This window comes from Psychrobacillus sp. L3 (assembly GCF_042945595.1).
Taxonomy (GTDB): Bacteria; Bacillota; Bacilli; order Bacillales_A; family Planococcaceae; genus Psychrobacillus.
Genome location: NZ_CP168493.1, coordinates 1,872,913 through 1,897,518, shown reverse-complemented (window position 1 = coordinate 1,897,518; position 24,606 = coordinate 1,872,913). Strand labels below are relative to the sequence as shown.

At 34.7% G+C, this 24,606-nt stretch carries 19 protein-coding genes, 1 pseudogene and 1 other annotated feature; of the genes and pseudogenes, 6 read left to right on the top strand and 14 right to left on the bottom strand.

The annotated features are described in order from the left end of the window. Positions 1 to 24: 24 nt before the first annotated feature. The 3 genes from ileS to ACEPXD_RS09235 all read right to left on the bottom strand — a co-directional run bounded on the left by ileS (position 25) and on the right by ACEPXD_RS09235 (position 5,177). Positions 25 to 3,105, bottom strand: coding sequence for an isoleucine--tRNA ligase (gene ileS / locus ACEPXD_RS09245; RefSeq protein ID WP_391122720.1), 3,081 nt, complete (start codon positions 3,103 to 3,105; stop codon positions 25 to 27). Positions 3,106 to 3,158: 53 nt separating this feature from the next. Then, positions 3,159 to 3,402 (bottom strand) — a binding site (T-box leader). 268 nt (positions 3,403 to 3,670) lie between these two features. Beyond that, the gene (gene lepB, locus ACEPXD_RS09240) at positions 3,671 to 4,270 is read right to left on the bottom strand and encodes a signal peptidase I (RefSeq protein ID WP_391122717.1); all 600 of its coding nucleotides are present in this window, start codon (positions 4,268 to 4,270) and stop codon (positions 3,671 to 3,673) included. A 238-nt stretch (positions 4,271 to 4,508) separates the two neighbouring features. Continuing rightward, the gene (locus tag ACEPXD_RS09235; RefSeq protein ID WP_391122714.1) at positions 4,509 to 5,177 is read right to left on the bottom strand and encodes a hypothetical protein; all 669 of its coding nucleotides are present in this window, start codon (positions 5,175 to 5,177) and stop codon (positions 4,509 to 4,511) included. A 425-nt stretch (positions 5,178 to 5,602) separates the two neighbouring features. Between ACEPXD_RS09235 and ACEPXD_RS09230 the strand changes: the two are divergent. Then, positions 5,603 to 5,734, top strand: a pseudogene (locus ACEPXD_RS09230) (IS110 family transposase); the annotation flags it as partial. Between the two features lie 121 nt (positions 5,735 to 5,855). Here ACEPXD_RS09230 and ACEPXD_RS09225 read toward each other — a convergent pair. Continuing rightward, positions 5,856 to 7,520 carry an alpha-keto acid decarboxylase family protein gene (locus tag ACEPXD_RS09225; protein ID WP_391122711.1) on the bottom strand — a complete coding sequence of 555 codons (1,665 nt, stop codon included), beginning with the start codon at positions 7,518 to 7,520 and terminating at the stop codon, positions 5,856 to 5,858. A gap of 499 nt (positions 7,521 to 8,019) precedes the next feature. On the opposite strand from ACEPXD_RS09225, the gene ACEPXD_RS09220 reads away from it, so the two are divergent. Both ACEPXD_RS09220 and ACEPXD_RS09215 read left to right on the top strand, forming a co-directional pair. Then, on the top strand, positions 8,020 to 8,502 hold the full coding sequence (locus ACEPXD_RS09220) for a DUF2798 domain-containing protein (protein WP_391122708.1): 483 nt from the start codon (positions 8,020 to 8,022) through the stop codon (positions 8,500 to 8,502). Between the two features lie 660 nt (positions 8,503 to 9,162). After that, positions 9,163 to 10,353 (top strand): MFS transporter, encoded by a 1,191-nt coding sequence (locus ACEPXD_RS09215; protein WP_391122705.1) that lies wholly within the window; start codon positions 9,163 to 9,165, stop codon positions 10,351 to 10,353. Between the two features lie 616 nt (positions 10,354 to 10,969). On the opposite strand, the gene ACEPXD_RS09210 is transcribed toward ACEPXD_RS09215, so the two are convergent. Beyond that, entirely contained in the window at positions 10,970 to 11,137 is a 168-nt protein-coding gene (locus ACEPXD_RS09210) for a hypothetical protein (protein WP_391122703.1), read from the bottom strand. 363 nt (positions 11,138 to 11,500) lie between these two features. On the opposite strand from ACEPXD_RS09210, the gene ACEPXD_RS09205 reads away from it, so the two are divergent. Then, entirely contained in the window at positions 11,501 to 11,629 is a 129-nt protein-coding gene (locus ACEPXD_RS09205; RefSeq protein ID WP_391122700.1) for a YjcZ family sporulation protein, read from the top strand. 196 nt (positions 11,630 to 11,825) lie between these two features. Continuing rightward, positions 11,826 to 12,002, top strand: coding sequence for a hypothetical protein (locus tag ACEPXD_RS09200; RefSeq protein WP_391122697.1), 177 nt, complete (start codon positions 11,826 to 11,828; stop codon positions 12,000 to 12,002). Positions 12,003 to 12,527: 525 nt separating this feature from the next. Here the strand turns inward: ACEPXD_RS09200 and ACEPXD_RS09195 are convergent. The 3 genes from ACEPXD_RS09195 to ACEPXD_RS09185 all read right to left on the bottom strand — a co-directional run bounded on the left by ACEPXD_RS09195 (position 12,528) and on the right by ACEPXD_RS09185 (position 14,980). Next, positions 12,528 to 12,902: a hypothetical protein gene (locus tag ACEPXD_RS09195; RefSeq protein ID WP_391122694.1), complete on the bottom strand. Its 375-nt coding sequence runs from the start codon at positions 12,900 to 12,902 to the stop codon at positions 12,528 to 12,530. Between the two features lie 44 nt (positions 12,903 to 12,946). Continuing rightward, a complete protein-coding gene (locus ACEPXD_RS09190; protein ID WP_391122691.1) occupies positions 12,947 to 14,404 on the bottom strand; it encodes an FTR1 family iron permease in 1,458 nt (485 codons plus the stop codon). Positions 14,405 to 14,770: 366 nt separating this feature from the next. Beyond that, positions 14,771 to 14,980 carry a hypothetical protein gene (locus ACEPXD_RS09185; protein ID WP_391122688.1) on the bottom strand — a complete coding sequence of 70 codons (210 nt, stop codon included), beginning with the start codon at positions 14,978 to 14,980 and terminating at the stop codon, positions 14,771 to 14,773. A 1,546-nt stretch (positions 14,981 to 16,526) separates the two neighbouring features. Between ACEPXD_RS09185 and ACEPXD_RS09180 the strand changes: the two genes are divergently transcribed. Next, the gene (locus tag ACEPXD_RS09180; protein ID WP_391122685.1) at positions 16,527 to 16,745 is read left to right on the top strand and encodes a hypothetical protein; all 219 of its coding nucleotides are present in this window, start codon (positions 16,527 to 16,529) and stop codon (positions 16,743 to 16,745) included. A gap of 154 nt (positions 16,746 to 16,899) precedes the next feature. On the opposite strand, the gene ACEPXD_RS09175 is transcribed toward ACEPXD_RS09180, so the two are convergent. From ACEPXD_RS09175 to ACEPXD_RS09150, 6 genes are all read right to left on the bottom strand, one after another. Next, positions 16,900 to 17,019: a YjcZ family sporulation protein gene (locus tag ACEPXD_RS09175; RefSeq protein WP_391122682.1), complete on the bottom strand. Its 120-nt coding sequence runs from the start codon at positions 17,017 to 17,019 to the stop codon at positions 16,900 to 16,902. 1,272 nt (positions 17,020 to 18,291) lie between these two features. Further along, positions 18,292 to 18,681: a hypothetical protein gene (locus ACEPXD_RS09170; RefSeq protein ID WP_391122679.1), complete on the bottom strand. Its 390-nt coding sequence runs from the start codon at positions 18,679 to 18,681 to the stop codon at positions 18,292 to 18,294. Between the two features lie 571 nt (positions 18,682 to 19,252). After that, positions 19,253 to 20,530: an IS110 family transposase gene (locus ACEPXD_RS09165; RefSeq protein WP_391122676.1), complete on the bottom strand. Its 1,278-nt coding sequence runs from the start codon at positions 20,528 to 20,530 to the stop codon at positions 19,253 to 19,255. Positions 20,531 to 21,173: 643 nt separating this feature from the next. Further along, on the bottom strand, positions 21,174 to 21,713 hold the full coding sequence (locus ACEPXD_RS09160; protein WP_391122673.1) for a GNAT family N-acetyltransferase: 540 nt from the start codon (positions 21,711 to 21,713) through the stop codon (positions 21,174 to 21,176). 765 nt (positions 21,714 to 22,478) lie between these two features. Beyond that, entirely contained in the window at positions 22,479 to 23,417 is a 939-nt protein-coding gene (locus tag ACEPXD_RS09155; RefSeq protein WP_391122670.1) for an SDR family NAD(P)-dependent oxidoreductase, read from the bottom strand. Positions 23,418 to 23,466: 49 nt separating this feature from the next. Next, positions 23,467 to 24,036, bottom strand: coding sequence for a TetR/AcrR family transcriptional regulator (locus tag ACEPXD_RS09150; RefSeq protein WP_391122668.1), 570 nt, complete (start codon positions 24,034 to 24,036; stop codon positions 23,467 to 23,469). Between the last annotated feature and the right edge of the window lie 570 nt (positions 24,037 to 24,606).

Here is a 24,606-nt window from a genome sequence, read left to right as displayed (position 1 = left end):
AATTTCTATATCCGATTTTGTAAATCAGTCTACTGGTGTAATTTCTAATGCAATTGTGTGAGATCCTATTGTAATTTCTGTTCCCTCTAGTGCATTTTCTGTAACCTGTATATCACGCATTAACAAGTTTTGTTGCAACATATGCTTAAACTTTTCAATAACAAGTTGAAATTTTTCATCTGTATTTACAGCAATATCAACACGCATATCGATTGGTAGCTTCAATTGTTTTCTATATGCTTGTATTGCTCGTATAAACTCACGCGCCAACCCTTCTTGGATTAGTTCTTCAGTTAAAGAAAGATCTAAAGTTACTGTATTTGCACCATTTGTTGCTGAAGCATATCCTTCTTTTGCTATGTTTTCAATCAGAACATCTTCTAACATTACTTTAGCTTCGTCTTGTTCCATAAAGCCTACTTGCAAAAATTGTTTTACTTGTTCGTCAACTAATGACTGAAGCCATGTGTTAATTGAATTCGAATGCTTTCCAAACTTCGCTCCCGATTTTTTGAAATCCAGTTTTATCTTTGTAGTTACAAACTTCCCTTCATTTTCCGTTTGCTCAAATACCTTCACATTTAACTCATCTTTAATGATATCTTCGTATAACTTCCAATTTATATCCTTTTTAGAACTCATTAATGAAAGACTACCTAAAGGTTGTTTTACCTTCAAGGAAGTAGTATTTCGAATACTTCTTCCTAACTCTACTACTTGCAGAACTGCATCCATTTCTTTTTCCAGTTTTTCATTCAGAAGTCGTTCATCTGCTTCTGGAAAATCCGATAAATGTACACTTTCCCCTGTTAAATTCATAAACACATCTTCTGCAAGAAATGGAGTTAATGGTGCTAACAATTGACTAGTTTTTGTTAATACTTCATAGAGCGTTTCATATGCAGCAGCCTTTTCTGGGTTCATATCACTTGACCAAAATCGTTCTCTTGAACGTCTTACATACCAATTGCTTACTTGCTCTAGTAACTTTGCAATTTCTCTTGCAGCGTTTGTGAAATGATAATCCTCTAAGTTTGTTCGAACGATATTAATCGTGCTATGCAAACGAGATAAAATCCAATCGTCCAATTTATTTTTCTCTACTTCATACACAGCTTTAGGATTGTAGTTATCTAAATGAGCATATAACGTATAAAAACCATGCACATTGTCTAGTGTATCGACTAGTTTTGACTTTGCTTCTTGTACGATTCGTTCCGAGAACCTTTTTGTGTTCCAAGGTGCGCTGTCGACTAGTAATGCCCATCTTAGTGCATCTGCTCCATACTTTTGAATTAACTCTACAGGGTCTAGAGCATTGCCCTTACTCTTAGACATTTTTTGTCCCTTTTCATCCAAAATATGACCTGTCGATAATACTCGTTTGTACGGAGCTTTACCTGTAAATAAAGTGGATACAGCTAGTAAGCTATAAAACCATCCACGCGTTTGATCAATTCCTTCAATGACTACATCAGCTGGGAATTGTTTTTCAAAAAGCTCTTTATTTTCAAATGGGTAATGGTATTGTGCAAATGGCATAGAACCACTATCGAACCAAACATCAATTACTTCTGGAGTTCTTGTCATAGTCCCTCTACAACTTGAACAGTGAAGCTTTACAAGATCTACATATGGCTTATGCAATTCAACGTCATCTAAAGGATGAATAGAATGTTTTTTTAGCTCTTCGATACTTTTCGGTGCATATTCATGATTACATTCTTCGCATTCCCAAACGTTGAGCGGTGCGCCCCAATAGCGTTTACGACTAATATTCCAGTCCACCATTTGTTCTAAAAAGTTTCCGAATCGGCCGTGTTTGATATGTTCTGGATACCAAGTAACTCCTTCATTATTTTGTATAAATTGTTGCTTCAACGCAGTTGTTTGAATAAACCAGCTTTCATTTGCATAGTACAAAAGAGGTGAATCACAACGCCAGCAATGAGGATAACTATGTTCGTACTTTTCTTTACTGTAAAGTAACCCTTTCTCAGCAAGGTAACGAACAATATCTACATCACAATCTTTCACAAATCGGCCTTCAAAACCAATAACTTCCGAAGTATACTTTCCTTTTTCATCTACAACATTTACGAAGGATAGCCCATTTTCCTTCACCACTTTATAGTCTTCTTCTCCATAAGCTGGTGCTATATGGACAATCCCCGTTCCACTTTCTGCAGATACATAATCCGCAGTTACCACTTTATGTCCGATTTCAACATTTGCAAAATCAAATAATGGCGTATATGGAATGTCTTTTAAATCTGCACCTAGATGTTCAGAAAGTATTTCATAGTCATCTTTCAATAGAGAGCTTACTAATGCTTTCGCAACAATAAAAATATCTTGCCCTTTTTTTGCGCGAACATATTCCAACGAAGGATTAACTGCTAGTGCAACATTTGCTGGTAAAGTCCAAGGGGTTGTCGTCCATCCAAGAAAGTATTCATTTTCACGATCTTTTATTTTGAATTTAGCCGTAGCAGATAAATCCTTTACGTTTTTATATCCTTGTGATACCTCATGTGAGCTAAGAGAAGTTTGGCAGCTAGGACAATAAGGGGATACTCTATGACCTTTTTGTAGTAACCCCTTTTCATGAATAGTGCCAAGTATATTCCATTCACTTTCAATATAATCATTACTTAAAGTCAAATACGGATCATCCATTTCAACCCAGTAGCCTAGCTGTTCCGTAAAATCTCTCCATTGTTTTTCATATACAAACACACTTTCTTTACATTTTTCAATAAAAGCTTCCACACCATATTTTTCAATATCGCTTTTTCCTGAGATACCTAATTGCTTTTCTACTCCAAGCTCTACTGGTAAACCATGCGTATCCCAGCCAGCCTTTCGTATTACTTGATGTCCAGTCATTGTTTTATATCGTGCAACTACATCCTTAATCGTCCTACCTAATGCATGCCCAACATGAGGTAATCCATTTGCAGTAGGTGGCCCTTCGTAAAATACAAAAGAAGGGCTATCTTTTCTATAATCTATGGACTTTTTAAAAATATTGTCTTTCTCCCATCGTGCTCGAATCCGTTCCTCTCGCTCGATTACCGATTCTTTTTCGTTTGCTTTGACCATTTGATATCACTCCTATTTTTATTAATAAAACATACAAAAAACCCGTCCCTGTATAAAGGGACGGGTTTAACCGTGATACCACCCTAATTCTATTGCAAGCATTTGCTCCACAATAGCACTTAGCCACGTACAATCATACGTGTTCCTTTTAACGGTAGACACCCGGTCTCACTTACTCAATTTCAGCTCGACTTCTCAGAGAGGATTTTCATAAATGAACTGAACACCGGCTTTCAGCATCTACCGGCTCTCTTTGGAACAGTTTCATTTACTACTTTTTCTCATCAACGAATTTGTATGGTTTTATTATGGATGAATTTAACATAAGTCTAAATGATTTGTCAAATTATTATACGCCTTTAAAGCTACATTCTATACCATAATTTTCTACATTCTTTTTTGATTGGTTTTACCAGTCTTACCTTTTATTTTTCAATCCAACTCTATTATGATTACTACGAGGCCCAACCTTTTTCTAAAAAGTGTTTTAATTGGTTTATTTTATTTTTTTCATTTTCATTTTTTAAACGATTGAGCAGGGTGATAGTTGAATAAGAATACAGGATTACTTAATTGTCTTACTAATCCCTTTATCATTTATAATCCCTAGGTTATCAAGAGGCCAAAAAACCATTTTTGCAGTACCTAATATTTTATCCTTTGAAACGAATCCAACACTTGGGTCTCGGCTATCTTTGCTATAAAGACGATTATCTCCCATTACAAAAAAGTAACCATCTGGTACAACTTTTTCATCTAGGAACTTCTCTAACGAAAAATCTTTTGTAAGTTTATCATTATCTTTCAACTCTTTTTTATACTCCTCTAGATATGGTTCCTCGTATCTCTTATTATTAATAAAAAGCTCATCGTTTTGATAGGCGATGTGATCACCTGGAATACCAATAATACGTTTAATATAATTAGTGTCTTCTTTTGCTTCAAAAACAATCACATCAAATCGCTTATACTCCGTTAATCTTGGTCCAATTTTATTAACAACTACCAAATCACCATCTTCAAATGTGGGCATCATAGAAGCTCCATCCACCACAATTGGCGTTAATATGAAAAACCGAATTCCCCAAGAAAATAAAATAGCAATTCCAATTGCCTTAACCCATTCCAATAATTCATTTTTTTCTTTCGTTTTTACCAAGTTCAACACCTCATTCTCTTTTTATCATCTGTCCGTTACTTTAATACTATCGATATTAACTATTTCGACATCTTTTTAAATATTCCTTCTAATTGATCTAACCTACCCCATTGCCCTCGTGTTGCAAATCCTTCTAATATTTTATTTGAAAAGCATAAAATATACGGATATATGGATGGAAAATCTTTTTTAAAGCATCACTGTAAATCTACCTATCTCATTCCTTATTCACTTAACTTTAACACTATTGATACCATCCTTTGGATTCAGGAAGTTCTATATATTCTTCCTTACTTCTAATTATACTAAATACGTAATTACGCAACTCAATAAGTTGCGTTGCATCATTGGTAAGTTCACAGAATGCTCCTGAAACTGAATGAATTATGTTTTCGCCGTCGATGGTAATTTTCCATTCATCCTCTTCGTGTGGTTCTTGTATACAAATGGTTCCGTCTATAGATTCAGGTGTAAATTCTTTCGTTTCTACTATATTAACTTCTTTCATTTTCTCATAAATCTCATCCATTTCCTCATCTGTTAAAGTTACAGCTGCCGTTGTGGTTCCATCTGTTATTAAATCCTTGGTCACTGTACCTTCGAATGTGTTAATTTCATTCTTTTTTCCCTCACCAAACTGAATAGAAAACCCAAAGTCATTGGGTTTAATTTCTGGCATAGTTTGAGCAGTAGACTCATTTGAGCGCAAAACGTCAACTTCAGTTGAATCTTTATTTAATTGGTTACAAGCATTCAAAACAAAAGCCAAGAAAATAATAAATAATAATCTTTTCAACAAATATCCCCCTTTTAAATTGAAATGAAATATACCATTTTTTAGTTTTACTTTATTCAAAAAATACTGCCGCTTTAGTTTAATCAATTCAACAAAAAGAGCGTTAATCCCTTCCATAATCAACGCTCATATTTATTTCATCAGTTTCCTCAAAACTCTATTATTCAGGCTAAACTCGTTCGAAAACAGCTTTATCTTCATTTATCCCTTCATCTTAGCTCGATTTTCAACCCTTTTTGCGTAAATCCTTCTTCACATAACTTGATTAGGTAAAAAAATACGCCAGAAACCCTTATACATCAATGGTTTCTGGCGTTATAGATAATTCTATTTAGGTGCGTTAATTACGACATTATGAGATCGTCTGGACATGACCGGTTAGAAACAACGGAAATTTATTTAGAGAAATTATCCGCAAAAGAAAATCATGCTATTCATAGTTGAAAGCTGGTTGGGGCAATGGTCTCGAATAAAAAGCGAAGCTATGATACTACAAGGAGGATTAAGGGTACCGGTAAATATACTTTAGGAGATGATATTAGATGAATCCAGTGATAGGTCTGGATGTAGCAAAAGGTGAAATTCAGGTTCAAGCATTCTAGGATAAAAAGAAGACATACAAAAAGAGTTTTAAGGTAGCGCATACACTTGCAAGGCTAGGAAATCTTCTGAAAGTGATCCCGACCCAGTCTCAAAAATAGTGGTCTCATAATTCCTACTTCCAAACCTCGAATACGTAAGGCCTTTTTGAAATAGGCGATATTGTCACCGTGCATTGCTTCACGAATCACACGGCTAGTATTGATTCATTTTCTGCGATTCAAGTATTTTTCTTGATTCCACCAAATACTGCGGCGCGTCCAAGGGGTTTCCTGGGATGATCTCAATGATGCAAAGCTGGTTGTGGCATTCCTTTTCCGCTTGTTTCATAGCTCGCTCTAACTCTTCGACTGTCTTAACGGTAGCTGTAAAGGCGTCCCCTCCAAATATCGCTGGCAACTTTGTATAATCCCATTTTGGAATGACGTTGTATCTCTGGTTCATGGTGTTTACGTTTAGATATTTTTCAACAACATATTGTCCATTGTTTAAAATAAAGAGGATTGGCTTGCAATTGTGTTCTAACATGGAACTGATTTCCTGTGCGGTCAATTGGAGGGAACCGTCTCCTGTAAATAGCAGAACCCTCCGGTCTGGTGCGGCGACACAGGCGCCAAAAGCTGCCGGGGTTGCGTATCCGATAGATTGCCAGCCGCCCTGTGTGACATACGTTACATTTTTTCGGAGCCTTACCTGCGAAAACCCGTCGTGCAAGGTGCCGGTTTCCACAATAATCACATCGTTGTCCTTGATAAACTGTTGAAACATTGGATAATAGTTTGCTGCCACTAACGCGTCGTTAGGCTGTCCCTGTGTCTGGCTATAAGGAAATATGGCTTGGTTAACAGGGTCGCTTTGTTTGGCATTCAACAGAATAAGCGAGTTTATCATATCAGCTGCCAGTATATCCTGGTACATTGCCTCCCCGATTATTACGCTGTTCGGCTGAATTTGAATGGTCTTCGTGAATTCCACTTTGGCCGTAAAGTTTGCCGTATTGGTGTCAGCCCAAACCAACCCTACCGCAATTACGCATTGTGCATTTTCTACTGTATTTCGAACAGATTCCTCTCCGCAACTGCCAACGTAAACGCCGATATAATTGGGATGTGTTTCATCAAACGACCCTTTTCCGTAAACAGTAGAGGCAACAGGGATATTCATTGTTTCTACCAATTGTTGCACTGGCTTTTCCAGATGAAACCGTATGACCTTGACGTCTGCCAGCAGGACTGTATTATTACTTTGATCCAGTAGTTGTTTAGCATGTGCTACCGCTTGCTGTAAAGACGTCTGGCTAGAAACTGCGGCAGTCAATTCCACAGTGCTTACGACAATTTCCTTAGACAGCAAATCATTCGCAATCATTATATATACAGGCTTCTTTTTTGTTTGCGCGATGTTTAAGGCTTTCGGGATTTCATCCAACGCGTTTTCGGGTGTAATTGCGGTTGTATATGCGGAAATTGGTTCGTATACCTGTTGAAACGTCTTGAAATTTCCATCCATCAGAGAGTGGTGCATAAACTTATGTCCTTTTTGGTCAGGAGTTGGCGGCGCGCCAACGATATGCACAACAGGGACATTTTCGCAGTTTGATCCAGCAAAAGCGTTACAGGCACTAAGTTCGCCAACACCGAACGTAGTAACTAGTGCGGCGATTCCTTTCAAACGCGCATATCCATCGGCGGAATAACCGGCATTTAATTCATTCCTATTGCCTATAAAGGTAATCTCAGGATGTTTTTCAAATTCATCCAAAATAGTAAAATTGTAATCTCCAGCTACGCCAAAAACCTCTTTAATCCCAGCCTGGCTTAGACAACGACATAAAAAATTGCCTAATGTTATTTTTTCCAATTTGTAAAACTCCTCTCGAATGTTTCACTGATTAAAATTCCCAACTCATGACTATTTATGTATTCAGGATACTTCAATTTAGTCATAACGAGCTCGTTTGGTAAATAATGAGATAATCCGTTTAACATCTTAGACATATCCAAAATGATAAACGGCTTATTGTTATTGAAATTATCTGCTTAACGAACTTCCCATCAAATTCATGGTTTTTCCTGGTTGCAGATTCAATTTTTTAAAAGATCTGTCTATGTCTGTACCATACAAGTCCTATATTAACAGGTTCCCCCTGCATAATTTGAACATTCTCTAGTACCACTACTTCATCGTTTTCTTCACTGAAATAATTCCAACTTATAGCAAATTGTTTAACTCTATTTCACAGTACAAAACAACAGTGTTATTTAACATTCCCTAAAAAAATACACAAAAACGTCACTTATGTAAAATATTCTAGGCATATATAATTACATTTATTCTCTATAAGAAAGGATGTTTTTATTTGCCTAGTAATAAAAAAGAAGGTATTATTTTCGGACTATTTATGTGTTTTGGGATGGTTCTTATTATGTCAGTTTACAACACAGCTTTACATGGATTTTCATCGTTTACAGTAGGGAGTGCAATGATTCAATTTGTCATAACATTTATCGTCGCTTTTATCGCAGAGTCGTTCGTTGAACCGAAAGCTCATAAATTTGCAGTATCTCTACCTTATGATAAATCGAAAGAAATCAACTTAATTGTGGCGTTTGCTTTTTGTATGGTCCCAATAATGGTACTTATTATGTCAGTATACGGAATTATTTTAGCGGCTTTAATGACAGGAATTGAAGGTTCAATTTTCACAGCTTACCTTAAAACAGTTGGTCTAAACTTTATCGTGGCGCTTCCATCGCAGTTAATAATTGTTGGACCAATCTCACGAAAGTTATTAGCTAAATATATTAAACCCAAAACACAAAAGCCAGAATTAAACGTGTAAAAACAAGCAAGCTACTTTTTGATAGCTTGCTTTTTCTAAGTGAAACTTCCAAAATGGGTTTCAATGTCTTGCCTTGATTAAAGCATCATTCAAATGACAGTATTGCTGCCTGTTATTCATTCAGATAGGTAACTTTTTGAAGTTATCGCTAGCTTTTCCCACTCTTCACACTGTCCGTGCAAATTTCACTGCACACGGTGTTCCAACTAATCCAATTTATTCTATTTATGTATTAAGCAGACGAGTGCTTTTCTTCCAATTTTAGATTATTTCATTGTGACATTTCCGTCGTAAGTTATTTACTTTTTCTTTTTGCTTCTCGAAAATGGAGGTTCCCACACTTGATCAGCTGAAAAAAAGCCGAAAGAGAGAACAGTGTAGAAACTGAAATAACCGTACTTATTCCAAACTGTGAAAATAACAATTTTGTAGAAAAGCAATTGTTTTAACTCCGATCCCAACTACTTATAGCAATATCAACAGAAATGTGCTTTCTTAAATAGTATTCTGCTAACTCCCTTTGCATTGTCAATCCTGGTATCCCATTAACCTCTATTTGATATGAAAGGGTTTTTCTCGCAAAAATATTTTATGGTAAGATGTATAGGTAGTGTATCTACTATCTGACACATATACAATCATCTAAGAAAAGAGGTATTTATGCACTCCACAAAGTTATCCAAGCGACATTGGTTGCTCATCTTAACACTCACTTTATTAACATTTGTTCTCGGGACAAGCGAATTTGTTATTGTCGGAATCTTAACCGATATTTCCTCGAGCCTTCAAATGACAAACGCAAAAGCAGGCACACTTGTTTCTGCGTTTGCAATTACGTTTGCCATCGCCACTCCACTAGTGATGTCAGCAACAAGTCATTTTCCGAAACGTAAATGGATGTTGTTTTTGATAGGTTCTTTCATCGTCCTGAATGCGTTGTGCATAATCTCGACAAGCTACATCACGCTACTTGCACTACGGATTATGACAGCGATTGTAACAGGAGTATTAATCTCTCTAGCCATGATAGTTGCAAGTGAAACCATGCCGATTAAAAAACGCGGACTTGCTATATCATTCGTATTCGGTGGTTTCACTCTTGCAAATGTCGTTGGAGTGCCAATTGGAGTTGTCATTGCCGATTCGTACGGCTGGAATGCAACTTTCATGTTAACTACTCTCCTAGGAGGATTGGCGTTTTTGGCATCTTTTTTCGTCTTGCCTAATAGACTCAGCCAAATACGCAGTTCGATACGGGATCAATTCTCTTTAATGACCAATCCAAGAATTTTGATGGCTTTTTTCATTCCAGCTCTCGGATTTGGCGCAACTTATACCGTCTTTACGTACCTGGTTCCTATTTTGAAGGGAATGGAAGTACCAAATCATTCAATTAGTTTAATCTTATTTGGTTACGGATTTATCTCGATTTTCAGCAACATCCTCGCCGGTAAAATTGCTAGCCACAATGCAATCGGTCGCCTTCGGTTTGTTTTTCTCATGCAGGCAGTTGTTTTGACAAGTATATTTTGGACTTCAAATCATTTTATTTTAGGGTTGGTAAACATTGGCTTGATGTCGTTAATGGCCATCCTCTTAACAACATCTACTCAGCTTTATTTAATAGACCTCGCCGGAATTTATCAGCCAAAAGCAACAGGTCTAGCTGCTTCACTAATGCCAGTGGCAAGCAATGTAGGTATCGCTTTTGGTTCTGCATTAGGCGGAATTGTTTACCATCAAGGGATTTTAATGAATGTAACATGGGTTGGTGGTATAGTCGCAGTCTTTGCCAGTCTGCTAACTTTCTTTAGTCATCGTTTAGATCAAAAACTAAAGAAATCTGCATAAAAGGTAAGCAATAAACCCTTTGCAAGCTTCCTATTGTATCTCATGAAGAACCAAAATCTTTTTATGCCATAATTAATGATATTACAGTAAACCCTTTATAAAAAATTGAAAAAAAGAAGTATCAAAGACGTTTAGTTGTTCTTTGATACTTCTTTAACAAATACTGCTTTGATTGGGTTTCGCTTTTATATTAACAGTAACTATTCTATACAATTTTAACTAAAATGCTTTATTACTTTTCAAAGTTATTCCATTTTTTTTAGAATCATCATCATAATTTTTATTTACATATTTAAATGTAATTATTTACTCCCTAAGAAATGAGAGTATAAATTAAACAATCAAATTTATGATCTTTAAGAATAATTAAAAAACCTTATTTACTTATGAGACGATTCACCGTAATACCACTTTGCACAAAGTTAATTTTGAACAAAAAGTGTATATATCAATTTTAGATTTAGACCACTCCCCTAAGTTGGAGTTGTCTTTCCATTTCCCTTTAAAATGCCTATCTATGATTCGTTGGTAAGCATACATCACATAATATTTTTCCATCATAATTCGCACCATTACATAACTCTGTTATTGGTTCTTCTCTTTCTCTATCAATTACTCAACCACCACAATTTGAGCATTTACCACAATTTATTGAATTTGGGTCTAGAATTACTGTAGATGTTCCTTCCCATTTTATCTTAACCTCATCTGTTTCTACTTCAATTAATTGGTCATTACTTATCTTATTTGTTATTTTTTCTAGCAATCCAAAATCTTTTTGCATCTCATCCTCATCTAAATCAAGTAAGAAGGAAACATTAACAATAACTGTTTTTTTTTAAAAGACACCTACTTTCTATTAAATAGAATCCGTGTTTTAGATAAATTACGCTTCATCAATCTATTACTTCTATGTAAACATCATGACTTTTTAATACATAATGTTTATAACTTTGATGTTCTTTATTACTATTTGAATAAAGTCTTTTAGACCTTTGAAAATTTCGAATGTTCTAATACTTCATAATATTATTTCGACTCTAGTAATACTACCAAAATAGTCCAAGTCAATTCATATTTTTGACATAATATATTTTTAAGGATGTATTCTAATAATCCTTAATCTTAATGTAGGAGGTGAAAATATATGAGTGATGGATCATATGATGGAAACTATAGTGGAGGCGGTAGTCACATGAACTCAAACTTTGCATTGATTGTCGTATTGTTTATTCTCCTTATCATCGTAGGCGCTTCTTTTATGAGTAGTTACTAATCTCTATGTGGTGAATAATATTTGATATTTTCCACTTCATTAAGTATTAACACCACGAATAATAAGGATAATGGGCAGGTTCAAGCAATCTGCCCTTTATTATGGAAAATTTGCTTCGAGAAAGATATAAGAAAAATATGTTGGATTGTATAGAATAAATTCAAAGAATACCCTAACTTCAGAAAGGAGGGATATTATGGAACCGTTTGTTATGAGAAATATGGGCCGCCGGGTAATGGTGAGAGATAGAAGAGGTAGAAGACGCATCGGAATGATTGATGGATTTGTCCCAGGAAGAGGAATGTTTATAAGAAATCGCTTTAGAAGAGAATTTATTCCTTTCTTCTTAATCGCAACTCTATTTTTAATATAAAATTAAGATAGAATCCGATTAGTACCTCTATTTCACACAATTGTACAACTCGTCATGTTGTTGTTTATTAGTATTTAGAATTCAAATCCTTTCACCTACAACTATGCTGTTCTTTTATTGAAGATGGTTGTAGGTGAATAAAACTTGGTGCTCGTCATGGTGGTACATTTTATTTATCGGAATAGTATGAACTTCCATGATAATATACGAACGATCTTTCAAGTAAAATTGAGAAAAACAGGCAATGTAAATGATTCCATCTTCTATTCATTAAGATTTGTCTTTCATAAGAAAAGTTCCTTAATAATTTCGCAATGCCATGTACCGAATATAATAGTTTTCCATTAACACTTTGTATTCTTAAATTAACATTCATCAAACTGGATTCAATACAACCATAAATCCAGATTTACCTAGTGTTCAGTTTTCTTAAACTAGAGAAACCTTAATAGTTGTAAAAAAAGTCAAACATAAAAAGTCGATTCCCTCTTTGGCTAAAGGGATTCGACTTTTATAGATGAAAATTTATTTAGTTTTGTCAGATAATTCTTTTAAAGCATTAGTAAGTTGATCGTTCAATGTTTTTAATGCTTCCTTGTCAAATTCAGGAGCTTCAGATCCCGCAATCGTTGGGTCTAGGTAATTTTCAATTTCCCCATAAATTTCTTTGTAATCTTTTTTTACATCATCCTCAAAAACTTTCCATTGATCTTCTAAATTTGGGCCAATTTCTTTCACTTTTGCTTGGTCACCACTATCAATTGCTTTTGATAATTGATCAGTAGTATCTAGCATTTTATTGACACCTTCTGATACCTTACTATTATTAGATCCACATCCCGTTAATACTAATACACTTCCAAAAACTATTGCTAAAATCGTAGATGTTAACTTTTTCATGATCAATGCCTACTCTCTTTTTTAACTATTGTTGTATGTTTAAATTACTTTTTTTCTTTGATTTGTTTAAATAAAATGATACATGCAGCCCCTATTACTAAAATCATTTGAGGAAGGGTACTTTCCCATGAAGGATATAGAGCGAAAAAATTTAAACTTGGTATATTTGGAGCATTAGTAGTTGGAATCAATCCAGCTAATTGCAAGCTATGAATACCCATACCAGTGAATTTAACACACAGGTAAAAAACAATTACACTAGAGACCATGAAGAATGGTCGAAGAGGTAATTTCAGCCCTACGAATATCATCAAATAGGCTAAAATTCCAAGTATTACTGCACCTATTAGAAAACCTAACAATAGAGATTGTAACTTTATTTGACTTGCCATTCCAATATAGAACAAGACCGTTTCTGTTCCTTCCCGAAACACAGCTAGAAAGGCAAGAACACCTAACGAAACGAGCTTTCCTGTCGTTAATGCTGTTTGGCTTTTTTCACGAATATAACGATTCCAATCAGCTATATTCGATTGACTATGAAGCCAATAACTCATATACAATAACATGACAGCGGCAAAGACCCCAGTCCATCCAGCAATTTGAAAATTGTTATTGCCAAATGCACCGGATGAAATGACGAACTTAACGATGAGAGCAAGAGTAATGCTAACTCCCAAACCTCCTAGTACCCCAGACCAAATCCAGCCTTTTCCTCTTGCCCCTCCTGATTTTTTCACAACGGACATAAGAGCAATTACCACAAGTAATGCTTCTAAACCTTCACGAATAAGAATCATAGCTGCATCCCAATACGTGTAATCCGATTTGTTCGCTAAGGGAGTTAAATATTCTACCATGTTGTTAATAATTTTATTAGCTTGCTCATAATTAGGAGGATTCGCCACAAGCATGGCTTGAATTGTTACTAAGTCTCTTTCTGTATCATTATAAATTGAAGCAGATTGTGCAATAACGACTCCTTCTACACTTAACCAGCTGTTACTCGCTTTCTTAATGCTATCAATGGCAAGATCTTGATTTTTTTCACTTATTTCCTTTTTGGTTTGTTGAAGAATTAGAATAAAATCATCTAAAGAAATATCTTCTTTCTTAAAACCAGCCTCTTTTGGATACCCTCCATTAGCTATTTTTTCATTTACAGCTTTTAAACCCTGTAGCGCCTCTAAAACTTGGTCCTGTTTTTTTAAAGTAAAAGCATAAACTACCTTTCCCATATTTGATTCAATATCTCGATAAGCCAGAACTGAATCCGCTTTGATCCCTTCCTCAATCTCTCTCCACGTTTTATTAAATTGATCATAAGCATTTTGTGCTTCCAGAAGGTTTCCTTTCGAAGCGAGATCGATCGCATTATCAATTGATTCTTCAGCCCTTTTTATATCTTCACTGGAATTTCCTTTTGCTAATGTAGGTGTATGTACAACGAATCCAAATATTAATAGAAGGATTGAAATCTTGTTTATTAGATTTTTGCCCATAAGATATCTCCTAAGCTATATTAGTATATTTGATAACGATTTTCAATATCATTTATCTGTTTATTATTCTATTTTAAATGATAATGGTTGTCAATTATTATTTTCATATATATATTGCTACATAAACGTGAATAGCCAATGTAACCCTTCCACAGCAGCATAAACTCTCATAAATCGATATCCATATTATATTTAATATACGCTTTATTATTTCAATATAGTTTTCAGTTAGAAGTTGTTGGTTAAATGATTACATAAAAAAGCCGATGTTCTTTTCAAAGAATCATCGACCTTTTAGACTATTTTAAATAAACTTCTTTTTCCAGAAGATTACTGCTGTAATACTAGATAAGATAAAAGAGATGATTATTGCAACCAAAAATGCATAAGGAAGCTAGGACCTCTAGCGAAAACAAGTGCACCTAAGAATATCAACAGAACCTTTAAAACAATAGGTTTCGCTACTAATGGTTTTTTGTTAAAGTTTTTTTGATTGTCTTTTTCGATTTCTTCATCAATTAAACGAAGAAGTAATAAAGTTACCAATACATATACAACATCAATAAAGGAAATCATTAGTTCTGCAGACTTTTACTGTAACATAACTACCTAGCATAGAACCCATCATTCCACCCATAATACCTGTTACAACTCCATCTAACGAGGCCATAAGGGAGAAGGGTTTTCCATTTAAATACCTCGGCTCTGAGATTGTATTATCAAGTTTTATTTCAAACAATAGCCATTATAGTTATTAATAGGTATTGTAATAATGCAGAACTTGTGACTGTAAACAATTCATTCGTGATATACATCTTAGCTGTACCCTCATTCCAGCGCTTCTTGCAAATCACGTATACCGAGAAGCTGATCATTTTCTTAATTTTTTTTGATGCGTTAGATGAGCATCTTTCAGCGCAACAAGCTTAAAGATAGGCTATCAATATATGGATGCATGAAAAAATACCGCAAAATAAACTTATAAATTTAGAAGTTAAATGGCTAAAATACTCGTTTTTATACTTAATGCGGTCCCTAAAGGGCTTCTCATAAGCCATCAAACTATCGAGGGGCTTTTTTTGTTTCTTTATTAATATGTAAATAACCTCAACAAGATACCACGACTGAAATACTCTTTCAACAAAACATGCACATTCATTCCCTTTCTTTCTTTTAATACGAGCGAACATTTGTTTTCGTAACTAATAAAAAAGAAGACCAGTCCGAATGGATTGGCCTCCTTTAATATTACAAGCTCGTTCTTCTCAAAGAATTGTCTTGTCGTACTCGATTACATTAAATACTTTCACTCAAAGAAATTAAAATCTCTGCGATTATTCTCTCTGCATAGACATCTGAATTCATCATTCTGATGGTGAATGCGATTACGGTCATCACGATCCATATTACTTAATATATCGAAGTGGTCATCACGACCCATATTACTTAATATATCGAGGATATTTCTATTATTCTCTCTACATTGACATCTGAACTCATTGTTGCGGTTGCGATCAAACCGTACTTCTCGACATTCACAAATCAACTTTACTTGACGTCTTCTTCTTCGATTTTCAGTAAACATATACCATTCCCCCCTTTCGTTTTAATAAGCTGGCCAGCCTTCAACATATAATATGGAAGAGGACGTGTAATGAGTGGACAAATTGTCTGAATCAACTAATATTTTTATAATAAACTCCTGTTTACTCCGGCTTAGATACGAGAACTATCATAATCTGTCAAGTTGAATTTCATAAACTATGGTCATACAAAAATAAAGAACATAGAACTATTACTACATCACTTTTATGCTTGTTCCAGAAGCAGTTACTGTTCAATTTCCAAAACTAACTTTTTCATGATTATACGATTTTGGAAATATTTCAGCTTGTCTAACTTTTGGAATACTAATTCCATTATTAGGTGCAGCGATAGGGTTTTTCGCATCAAGAGTTGGGTTTTCTTTAAAAATTCCTTATAAAAGGTTCATTGTTTCGACTCTATCTATTGGAATACTTCTAATTGGAATAATGGTGATGTTTGAAACCATGCTTTTGAGAAAAGATAAGGTCCTATTCAGGCATTAAATGATGTGAAAGAAATTGCAAGAGGTACTCCTATGACTGAGAACCTTCCAAGTTTCACTGTAGAGTGCAAAAGAATAGAACCTAAAATGAACGTGTTTAGCAGTGAAGGTGAAACATTGATGAGAAAGAAGAACAAACACATAACAAATAGAAATTATGCGATAAATGCGGTTAACTTACTATTTCTTTACACTAAAAAACGACCAACTCATTTAGGAGAAGGTCGATTTTTTAGAAGAGAAGATATTTAATGGGATTGTAAAGATATTATTTTTGCCTACCTAATTAATCATCTCTCTGAAATCGTTTATAAAATAGACAAATAAATTGCCCTACGACTAAAAAGTGATATTGTCAAAGCTGAAACTCTCTCCATTAATTGAAATAATCTACATCTTTTTTTGTTTAGTGCATCATAAAAGTTGCCCCAACAATAATTAGTAAGATAAACAATACTACAATCAACACGAAGGTCGACCCGTTGTTACTTTGCCCACCATATGAGCTTTCACCACATCCATACATAATATACACACTCCTTTCCTAATGATATTTATATATTATGAAAAGATTATGTTATAGATTAGGTAATTTATCATGTATCGAAGAATTTAATTAGTTAGGTTTATTGGTGCAAATTCAAACTAAGCGCAGAATTTAGAAAGTTATTTAGAATAATAGATTCTTTAGCTACTTTCTCATTAATTTTCATTTGTGAAATAAGCAGCTACTTATTACGATTACTTCCTTCAAATAATGCGCTTATACACACTTCCGCATCTATGATATTAATGCTCTCAGACTGTTTATTTTCTGTTATAATACTTTCCTCATATAATTTGTTAATTTCGTAGCTTGCTTCCTTACCTTGCTTACCACTTCTACGCCAAAAATCCTCACTTGCTTCACGGGGTACTGCCGACAAAACGCGGATATTATACGCTAAGCAATTTCAATCAAAAAAGTCGAATTCCTGTACGTTAAGGAATCGACTTTTTAATTTGGCTAGTTAAACTAAACTGCTGCGTTAGCACATTAAGTGGATCTACTTCAAGATTTCGGACACAAAAAAATTAAGTTTTTTTGTTCTGCGCAACCACCATTCATGGAGTGTTCCTTAGATAAGGCATCAGCCCTCTCGAATTACTAACATTATGGAGCTCAATCCCTTCAACCATTTGGCTTTCGGCCCGCCACCTTACTGTCTACGCTTAAAGGCTAATGTTACCATTAGCCCTCCAAGACTCGCTACTAGTGAATGGCTAGTTCTATCTCGAATGGAATCCCACCCGCTATATGATACGACCTAGGCTGGTTCGCACACCTGCTGCTTTAGTTTAATAACGATAAAGGCATTATTCAACCAGCCTAGCTCTGCTAAAGCACTCCGTTAGTTGAAAAGGTTTAGTATGAATTATTATTAAAACAGTCTTAACAAATGAATTTGCCTTCGTTTCTTAAATAATCTTTAATCTCAGTAAAACCTTTTCACTTTGAGTAACGCATTTTTACAAAAACAACATCATTTTCCCCAATTTCTTTATCACATACAATACATTTAGGTATATCCCACAACACAACTAAACCTCCTCAGTCAAATAATAATTCCTATAATACCTATACGATTAACTTTTATAATAGTTTCTTGAACTAATCTTCTGTATTGGTTTAAGTGTAACGGTTCACACTCTATCTCCGAAATCTGCTTGATGTTTTGGACGTAAAAACAGACTATCGAAATGATGGTCTTGTTTAACTGAATCACCCTTTACTTTAAGTGATTCTTTTTACGAACGTTCATTTAATTGTTACTGCATTTTTTTCAATCGCCATACGCAAGTTCGAGATGACTCCAAGGAACAATATAAACGAACAAACCATTTTTTCAAAAGGTGTGCCAAACAATTGTTGTATAAACCCAAAAGACCAAAGTACAACAAAAAACCAACATATAATAGTTATTCCTCTTTTGTATTTATTTAGTATATTTCTGCCTACAATCAGCGTAAAAACTCCTCCAATAATAGAAATAACAGTACTGATTAAAGATAGTGGTAGCTGAGTAGCGAAGGATTCAGAGCGTCCACCATTAACCCATGTGAATGGAATAATTCCGCTTATAATAAGAAGATGGATTAAGATAGTCAAAGAATAAAAAATAATCCCCATAAATATTGCAGTTTTCATATTAATTTTTCTGAGTTTTTCTAAAATACAATCACCTCATTTCTTCCCATTATTATTTTTTTATTCTAGTAATGTACTATTCCTATATTCTTTGAAATATGACACTTTACTTAGTAAGATCTCGAAGAGGTATCAAAAATCGTCATTTTTCCAAAAAAGAACCTAAAATATAGGCTTAGGTACTCTTGTTAAACTAACCTCCCTCTATAAACATTGAAGTATCAACGGTTTTTATCACTTCTTTATATAGAAAAATATTTTTTCATCTCTTTTATAAGAAGAGAATTGAATTTATAGTTTTTATTGCCAAATAGAGCGTACGCTTCGCTAAAACTAATGGAAATTATTAGCTTGTTTTCTCCATTATTCGATGCACAATGGATCTCTGCGATGCTTATGACGACGTACCCTCCCATATCTCTTAGCGTCAGCGCGCTTACATTCCTTCGTTCGGTCTATTCATAAGGCAGAGGCCTGCTAAGCTGCCCCGGGGACTCTTGGTCTGAGTTTAGTTATGTTGCTGGCTTCTCCGTGTCATCCTTCTGTTTATAGTTCGATGAAAAGAATTTGTTTACGCTGCCTCTGCGAGACAGTAGAGGTCTTTCATCATATGTTTCTCGTTAAAACGGACTTTCTTTTTACAAATACCATGTAATACCTTCAGTAATTTACCACACAGTACCACCATTGATTGCTTTCCACGTAAGGGATTTTGTTGGCGTGTTGTGTAATATTCATGAAGCTGCTTGAACGCTTCGTTGTGACGAATGAGTGGTACTATTACTTTGAAAAGAATATATCTAAGTCTCTTTCTTCCTCGTTTGGAGATATGTTTTTGCCCCTTATGTTGACCAGATGAGTTTTCACGTAATGTTAATCCCGCTAGTTTGATGAGTTGGCGTGGATTTTCATAAAGTGAAAAGCTTCCTACTTCTGAAAGTAAATCAACAATCGTCGCATCTCCTAGACCTGGAACTGATACAAGTAGCTCATATTCCATCGTTGTTTTTGCCATTTCTGCTAATTGATTGTTTACAGATTCAATTTCGCTTTCTAATAAGCGATACTGACGAAGGAGAGTGGCGATTTCTTGTCGGGCCATCTGGGTACCTTCTATCAGTCCGATGGAATTTGTTGCAGCTTCAATAAGTAGCTTAGCTTTCGGTAACTGTGGAGCTCTCATACCCCCTACCTGACGATAGAGGAAGACAAGTTCTTCAGCTGTCTTTCCTTGAATCTGTTGTGGCATGGGCGTTGTTTCCAGTGCCGTAAGTGCCATCTTTCCGAAAGAGGGAAAGACTCGAGTGAATTCAGGAAAATAGCGATCGAGCCAACGAATGATTCGATTTTTAATACTAGCTAAATCCTCTGTTAACTTAGAACGAAGGGTAGATCCGATACGCAGTTCAGCTTCTATCTCCTTTAATAATCGTGAATAGCTAAAGCGACCGTCTTTCATTAAACGAGCGATAACTAACGCATCTTTTTTATCGTTTTTCGTCGGTAAATTATCATCCAGTTCCTTCGAACGTTTGACGTGCATTGGATTCACCATGACTAGTGGAATGCCGTATTGATCTAAAAAATAGGCCAAGTTCATCCAGTAGTGACCTGTCGGTTCAATGCCAACGATGACTTCTGTTTTCTGTGTTTCCAGCATCGTTTGTCGAATCTTTTCATACAAACTTTCGAAACCTTCTTTTGATTGATGTACCGCAAAAGATTTTTCGATTACTCGTCCTCGTTCATCGGCAAAACATGCGTAATGAACATGCTTCGCAATATCCATTCCTATGACGAGTGTATTTTCAGTTACTTGATTAATTTTTTCATTCACTTTAAAATGCATAAAGGGGTCCTCCTAGTATGATAATGGGTCAATGTGCGTTGACACTCATGATCATACTAGAGGGCTCTTTTTGATTCAAGACCACAAACATCTTTCAAACAGGAATGCTGCCCCTTTGCTTGAATAAGAATAAAGGCTTTCGATTACAGCCTTGTTCCGCTAAGCACCTGTTAGTGAAAGAAGATAAATCAGTCATACTTTCCCTATTTCCTTTTAATATATATATATATACCTATCAATATACTGAATAATAATAACGGTTAATATCCACATAACAACACCCAAAATACTAATTCTAAATTCATCTGTTTGGATATTAAAGATCTTTAACACATCAATATTCAAAAGGTATCCGATAATTATATATACTATTAAAACTGCAATTACTATTAAAAAAATTTTTTCTTTAAGTTCATTGTCATCAATACACCTCTCGCCCTATATCACCACAAAAATCCAAATCCCTTATTGAAGTATTCTGCTTCGTTAACTCAAAAAGAAAAAAGTTTTTACCCCTTACTGAAGTAAAGCACTCGTTAGTAAAAGTAGAAATCCACTCCATTTAGATTAATTCTTATACTAATCCTTAACTATAATTAACCCAGATGATTTTAGTTAAAGCTATATTGTTATAAGTAAATTCTTATTTTCCTGTATTATTAAATTGAAAAATAAGTTTATATCCATCAAAAGTTTCCCCATGTTCCTCAATGTAAATCCCATTAGTGTAATTAGAAATTGTCTTCCTCCAAAATTTTTGTCCTACAATGTTTTTTTCTAATGGATGAGTAAACAACTCCCAATTTCCTTTAAATCGTTCAAACACTTTATTTGCAGCATGTTCAGCAATACCTTGCCCTCTTAATGATTGAATTAAAAAGAATTCATTAACAAAATAATCAATACCTTTATTACAATGTGGTGGAGTTGCTATTAGGATAAATCCTGCTGGTATCCCATCTACTAAAATTAAGTAAGGGAATAAAATATCTGGCTTTTCCCACCAGATATTTTGAACTTCATACTGGTCGTCTAATGTTCGAAAATCGTCACTATCCTCGTAAATCCCGTGAACATTTGGGATTCTGTCATAATGTCCTGATAGGTCATAGAGGTACAAAGGATATAAGTTTTTTATAATATATGCTTCATTTTTGTCTGTTAATTGGACATCAATTTTCATTGGCTTCTCCTTTAATTTCAATATAAAAACTTATGTGTAAGTATTCGACAATTGACGAATTAAACCCTTTAATATTATTCAACTAACCTGCACCGTTAGCTTAATAGGGAAAAATGCTTCATTCCTTATTGAAGTAAAGCCTCCGTTAGCATAATAATACTTTTTTACATTTTGACTTCTTTTATCCACGTCCAAATTCGGTAACTACCGAATACTGACACTAAGAAAAGTAAAATCATAAAATAACGTAAATAGATAATCAATTGATTTCATGTAATACCTCGCCCTTAGCCACTACCCACATGGATAATCCAAATGGTATCAAGTAACTAAATACATTAGGAATGATCCATACTATTCTTAACTTTGTATTTTTCAAAAATACTCCCCTTAATGCGACTACATATATTAGCAAAAATATATTTCAAATAAGTATTTCCTTATTCAACTAAACTGCCCCGGTAGTTAAGTACATAATTTCACAAACCTCTATATTGAATCAACAAATTGAATTTCATTAATCAAGTTTACACGAAGAATATCGGTTAAGTATTCATTCCACAATAAACATCAACAAGTAACTTAATTGTCATTATGACTATCATTTCAATTACAAAAAAGGTGTTTTTTCCATGAAGCATCAAATAGCCCACACCTATTAATTAGGTGTGGGCAGAAGTTCTTGATGGACTGGCTACTCAAACTGCATGCCGTCTACAAAAGATGAAAAATTCCCTAAGTTTGATTCATACTGGAAATGGGTTTCTATTTATTCTGTTTCATATATGCAATGGTCTGTCTTAAACCTTCTTCATATGAAGTACTTGGGACTTTTCCAATCAGCTTTTCATATTTTTCACCATTCAGTACAACCGGTTCTTCATTTAAATAGAACATTTCAACCACTTCACGCATCTGGCGATTAAACAACCCCAAAAACCGAATCATATTCTTTGAAATCGTTGACACACCTTTTTGATAGCCAGTGATTTTTCTGATTGTCTTAACAATTTCTTCCCCAGAAATCACACCTGGTCCCGGAATGTTCCAACTTTGACCATACGCCTCATTAAGTAGGGACAGATTGACGATGGCCTTTGCTCCGTCTGGCGTGTAAATAAATTCCCTGGAAATCCGTTGATTACCGACATAGCTCGATTTTTTATCCTTTACCACATTTAACAATGTGTAATTTAATATCGTATTTTCCGCATTGGGACCATAGAAGTCCGGAAAATGGGCAATCAATGCCGGAACATTGAATTCCTTGACTTGAGTTTCAACCTGCAAGCGTATGTTTCCTTTTTTCGTATGTGGATTTTTGGTAGTTGTTTCACTTACTTTTGCACCACCACTTCGTCCATAGGCATAAATATTATCCACAATGACCAGCTTTGCAGCATGCTTTTCTGCTGTTTGAAGTATATTGGACATCAAAATAGGGAGCTTTTCTTTCCATTCGATATACGGAATATTGGCGGAATGATAAATAATGTCCACGTCCTGAGCAGCCTTATCCAAATCCTCTAAATGAAAAAGATCACCCGAAAAAACAGTGGCATTTTCCTCTTCACCAAAAAGTTTCTCTAACTTTTCCCTATTGCGGGCAAATGCCGTCACCAAAATCCCTCTACTTAGCAATTCTTTTACAATAGAATAACCCATTCCTCCGGAAGCGCCCAATACTAACACTTTTTTCGTCATCCCGATCCCCCTCTTTTATTAACCACTGGTAAATTAAAATTAAAAAAAATCAATAAATCGCTTTGATTAAAAAATTCACGTGAACTTTCGCCATGTCCTTAACATCCTCAAATGTATTAACATGCCGACAATAATGCGTGACAAAACCATGTAAAGCCAAAAAGATACTGTATATCTCCTGTAATGAGACTTTACTGCCACATAATGAGGAAATGTTTTGAGCAAACAATTCATAGCTCTTGGAAGGTTCTTGATTGATAAAATTTTTGACTTCCTCATCTTTAATTAAAAACATGATTTCATAATGACTTTGATTTGTAAGACCAAACTCAATAAACCCCATAAGAATTTCCTTTAGTTTTTCCTCTTTGCCTATCTCTTTCTTCATTACATCAATCTGTATTTGATCCAACATTAAGAAATGGTCTTGAACTAATGCGTAAAACAACTCGGCTTTATTTTCAAAATGATAATAAAGAGCACCATGACTGTATCCTAATTCTTTAGCAATTTGTCTCATTGATACATGCTGATACCCCTTCTTCACAAAAAGGTTTCTTGCTGCTTCCATAATCATTTCCCTTGTTAATTCCTGAAGTACAGATTTTCTTGGTGACATATTTTCCTCCTAATTAACCATTGTTCAATTAAATTATATTTGATAAATTTTCCAATGTCAATTTTTTAAATTGCTTCGTGAATCTGAACTCACAGGTAAAAAGAGTTGAGATTTTTGGCGTGGATACTATTAGATGATCGAACCTGCTAATTGAACACTTCCAATCGAAGGATAACGCTTTAACTCATTACCTCTACGCTATTACTCAAACTAATTTCTTAGGAAGAAGTGGAACGCGGAAGGATTATCCGATTATAGCGTTTGTTTGTCCCTCTCTGGCTGGTTTTTATAATTGGCAAACTCATGTTAGGCATGGAATAAAAGCGACTGTCATTGAAAATATTTGGTTTATAAATTTTACTAAGAAGTCGTTGATGTAACCGCGAAAGATTCAATCATTACCACTAAGTTGACATAAAACCCGTCTTAGGAATTTTCTCCAAAAGAAAAATCCGCCCTGTAAAGGCAGCCATTTATTCAACTAAAGCACTCCGTTAGTTGAAGTGTATTTATTCACATTTACATTAAAATGTATATTAATTAAAAAGTGTTTACCTATTATTTCCAAGT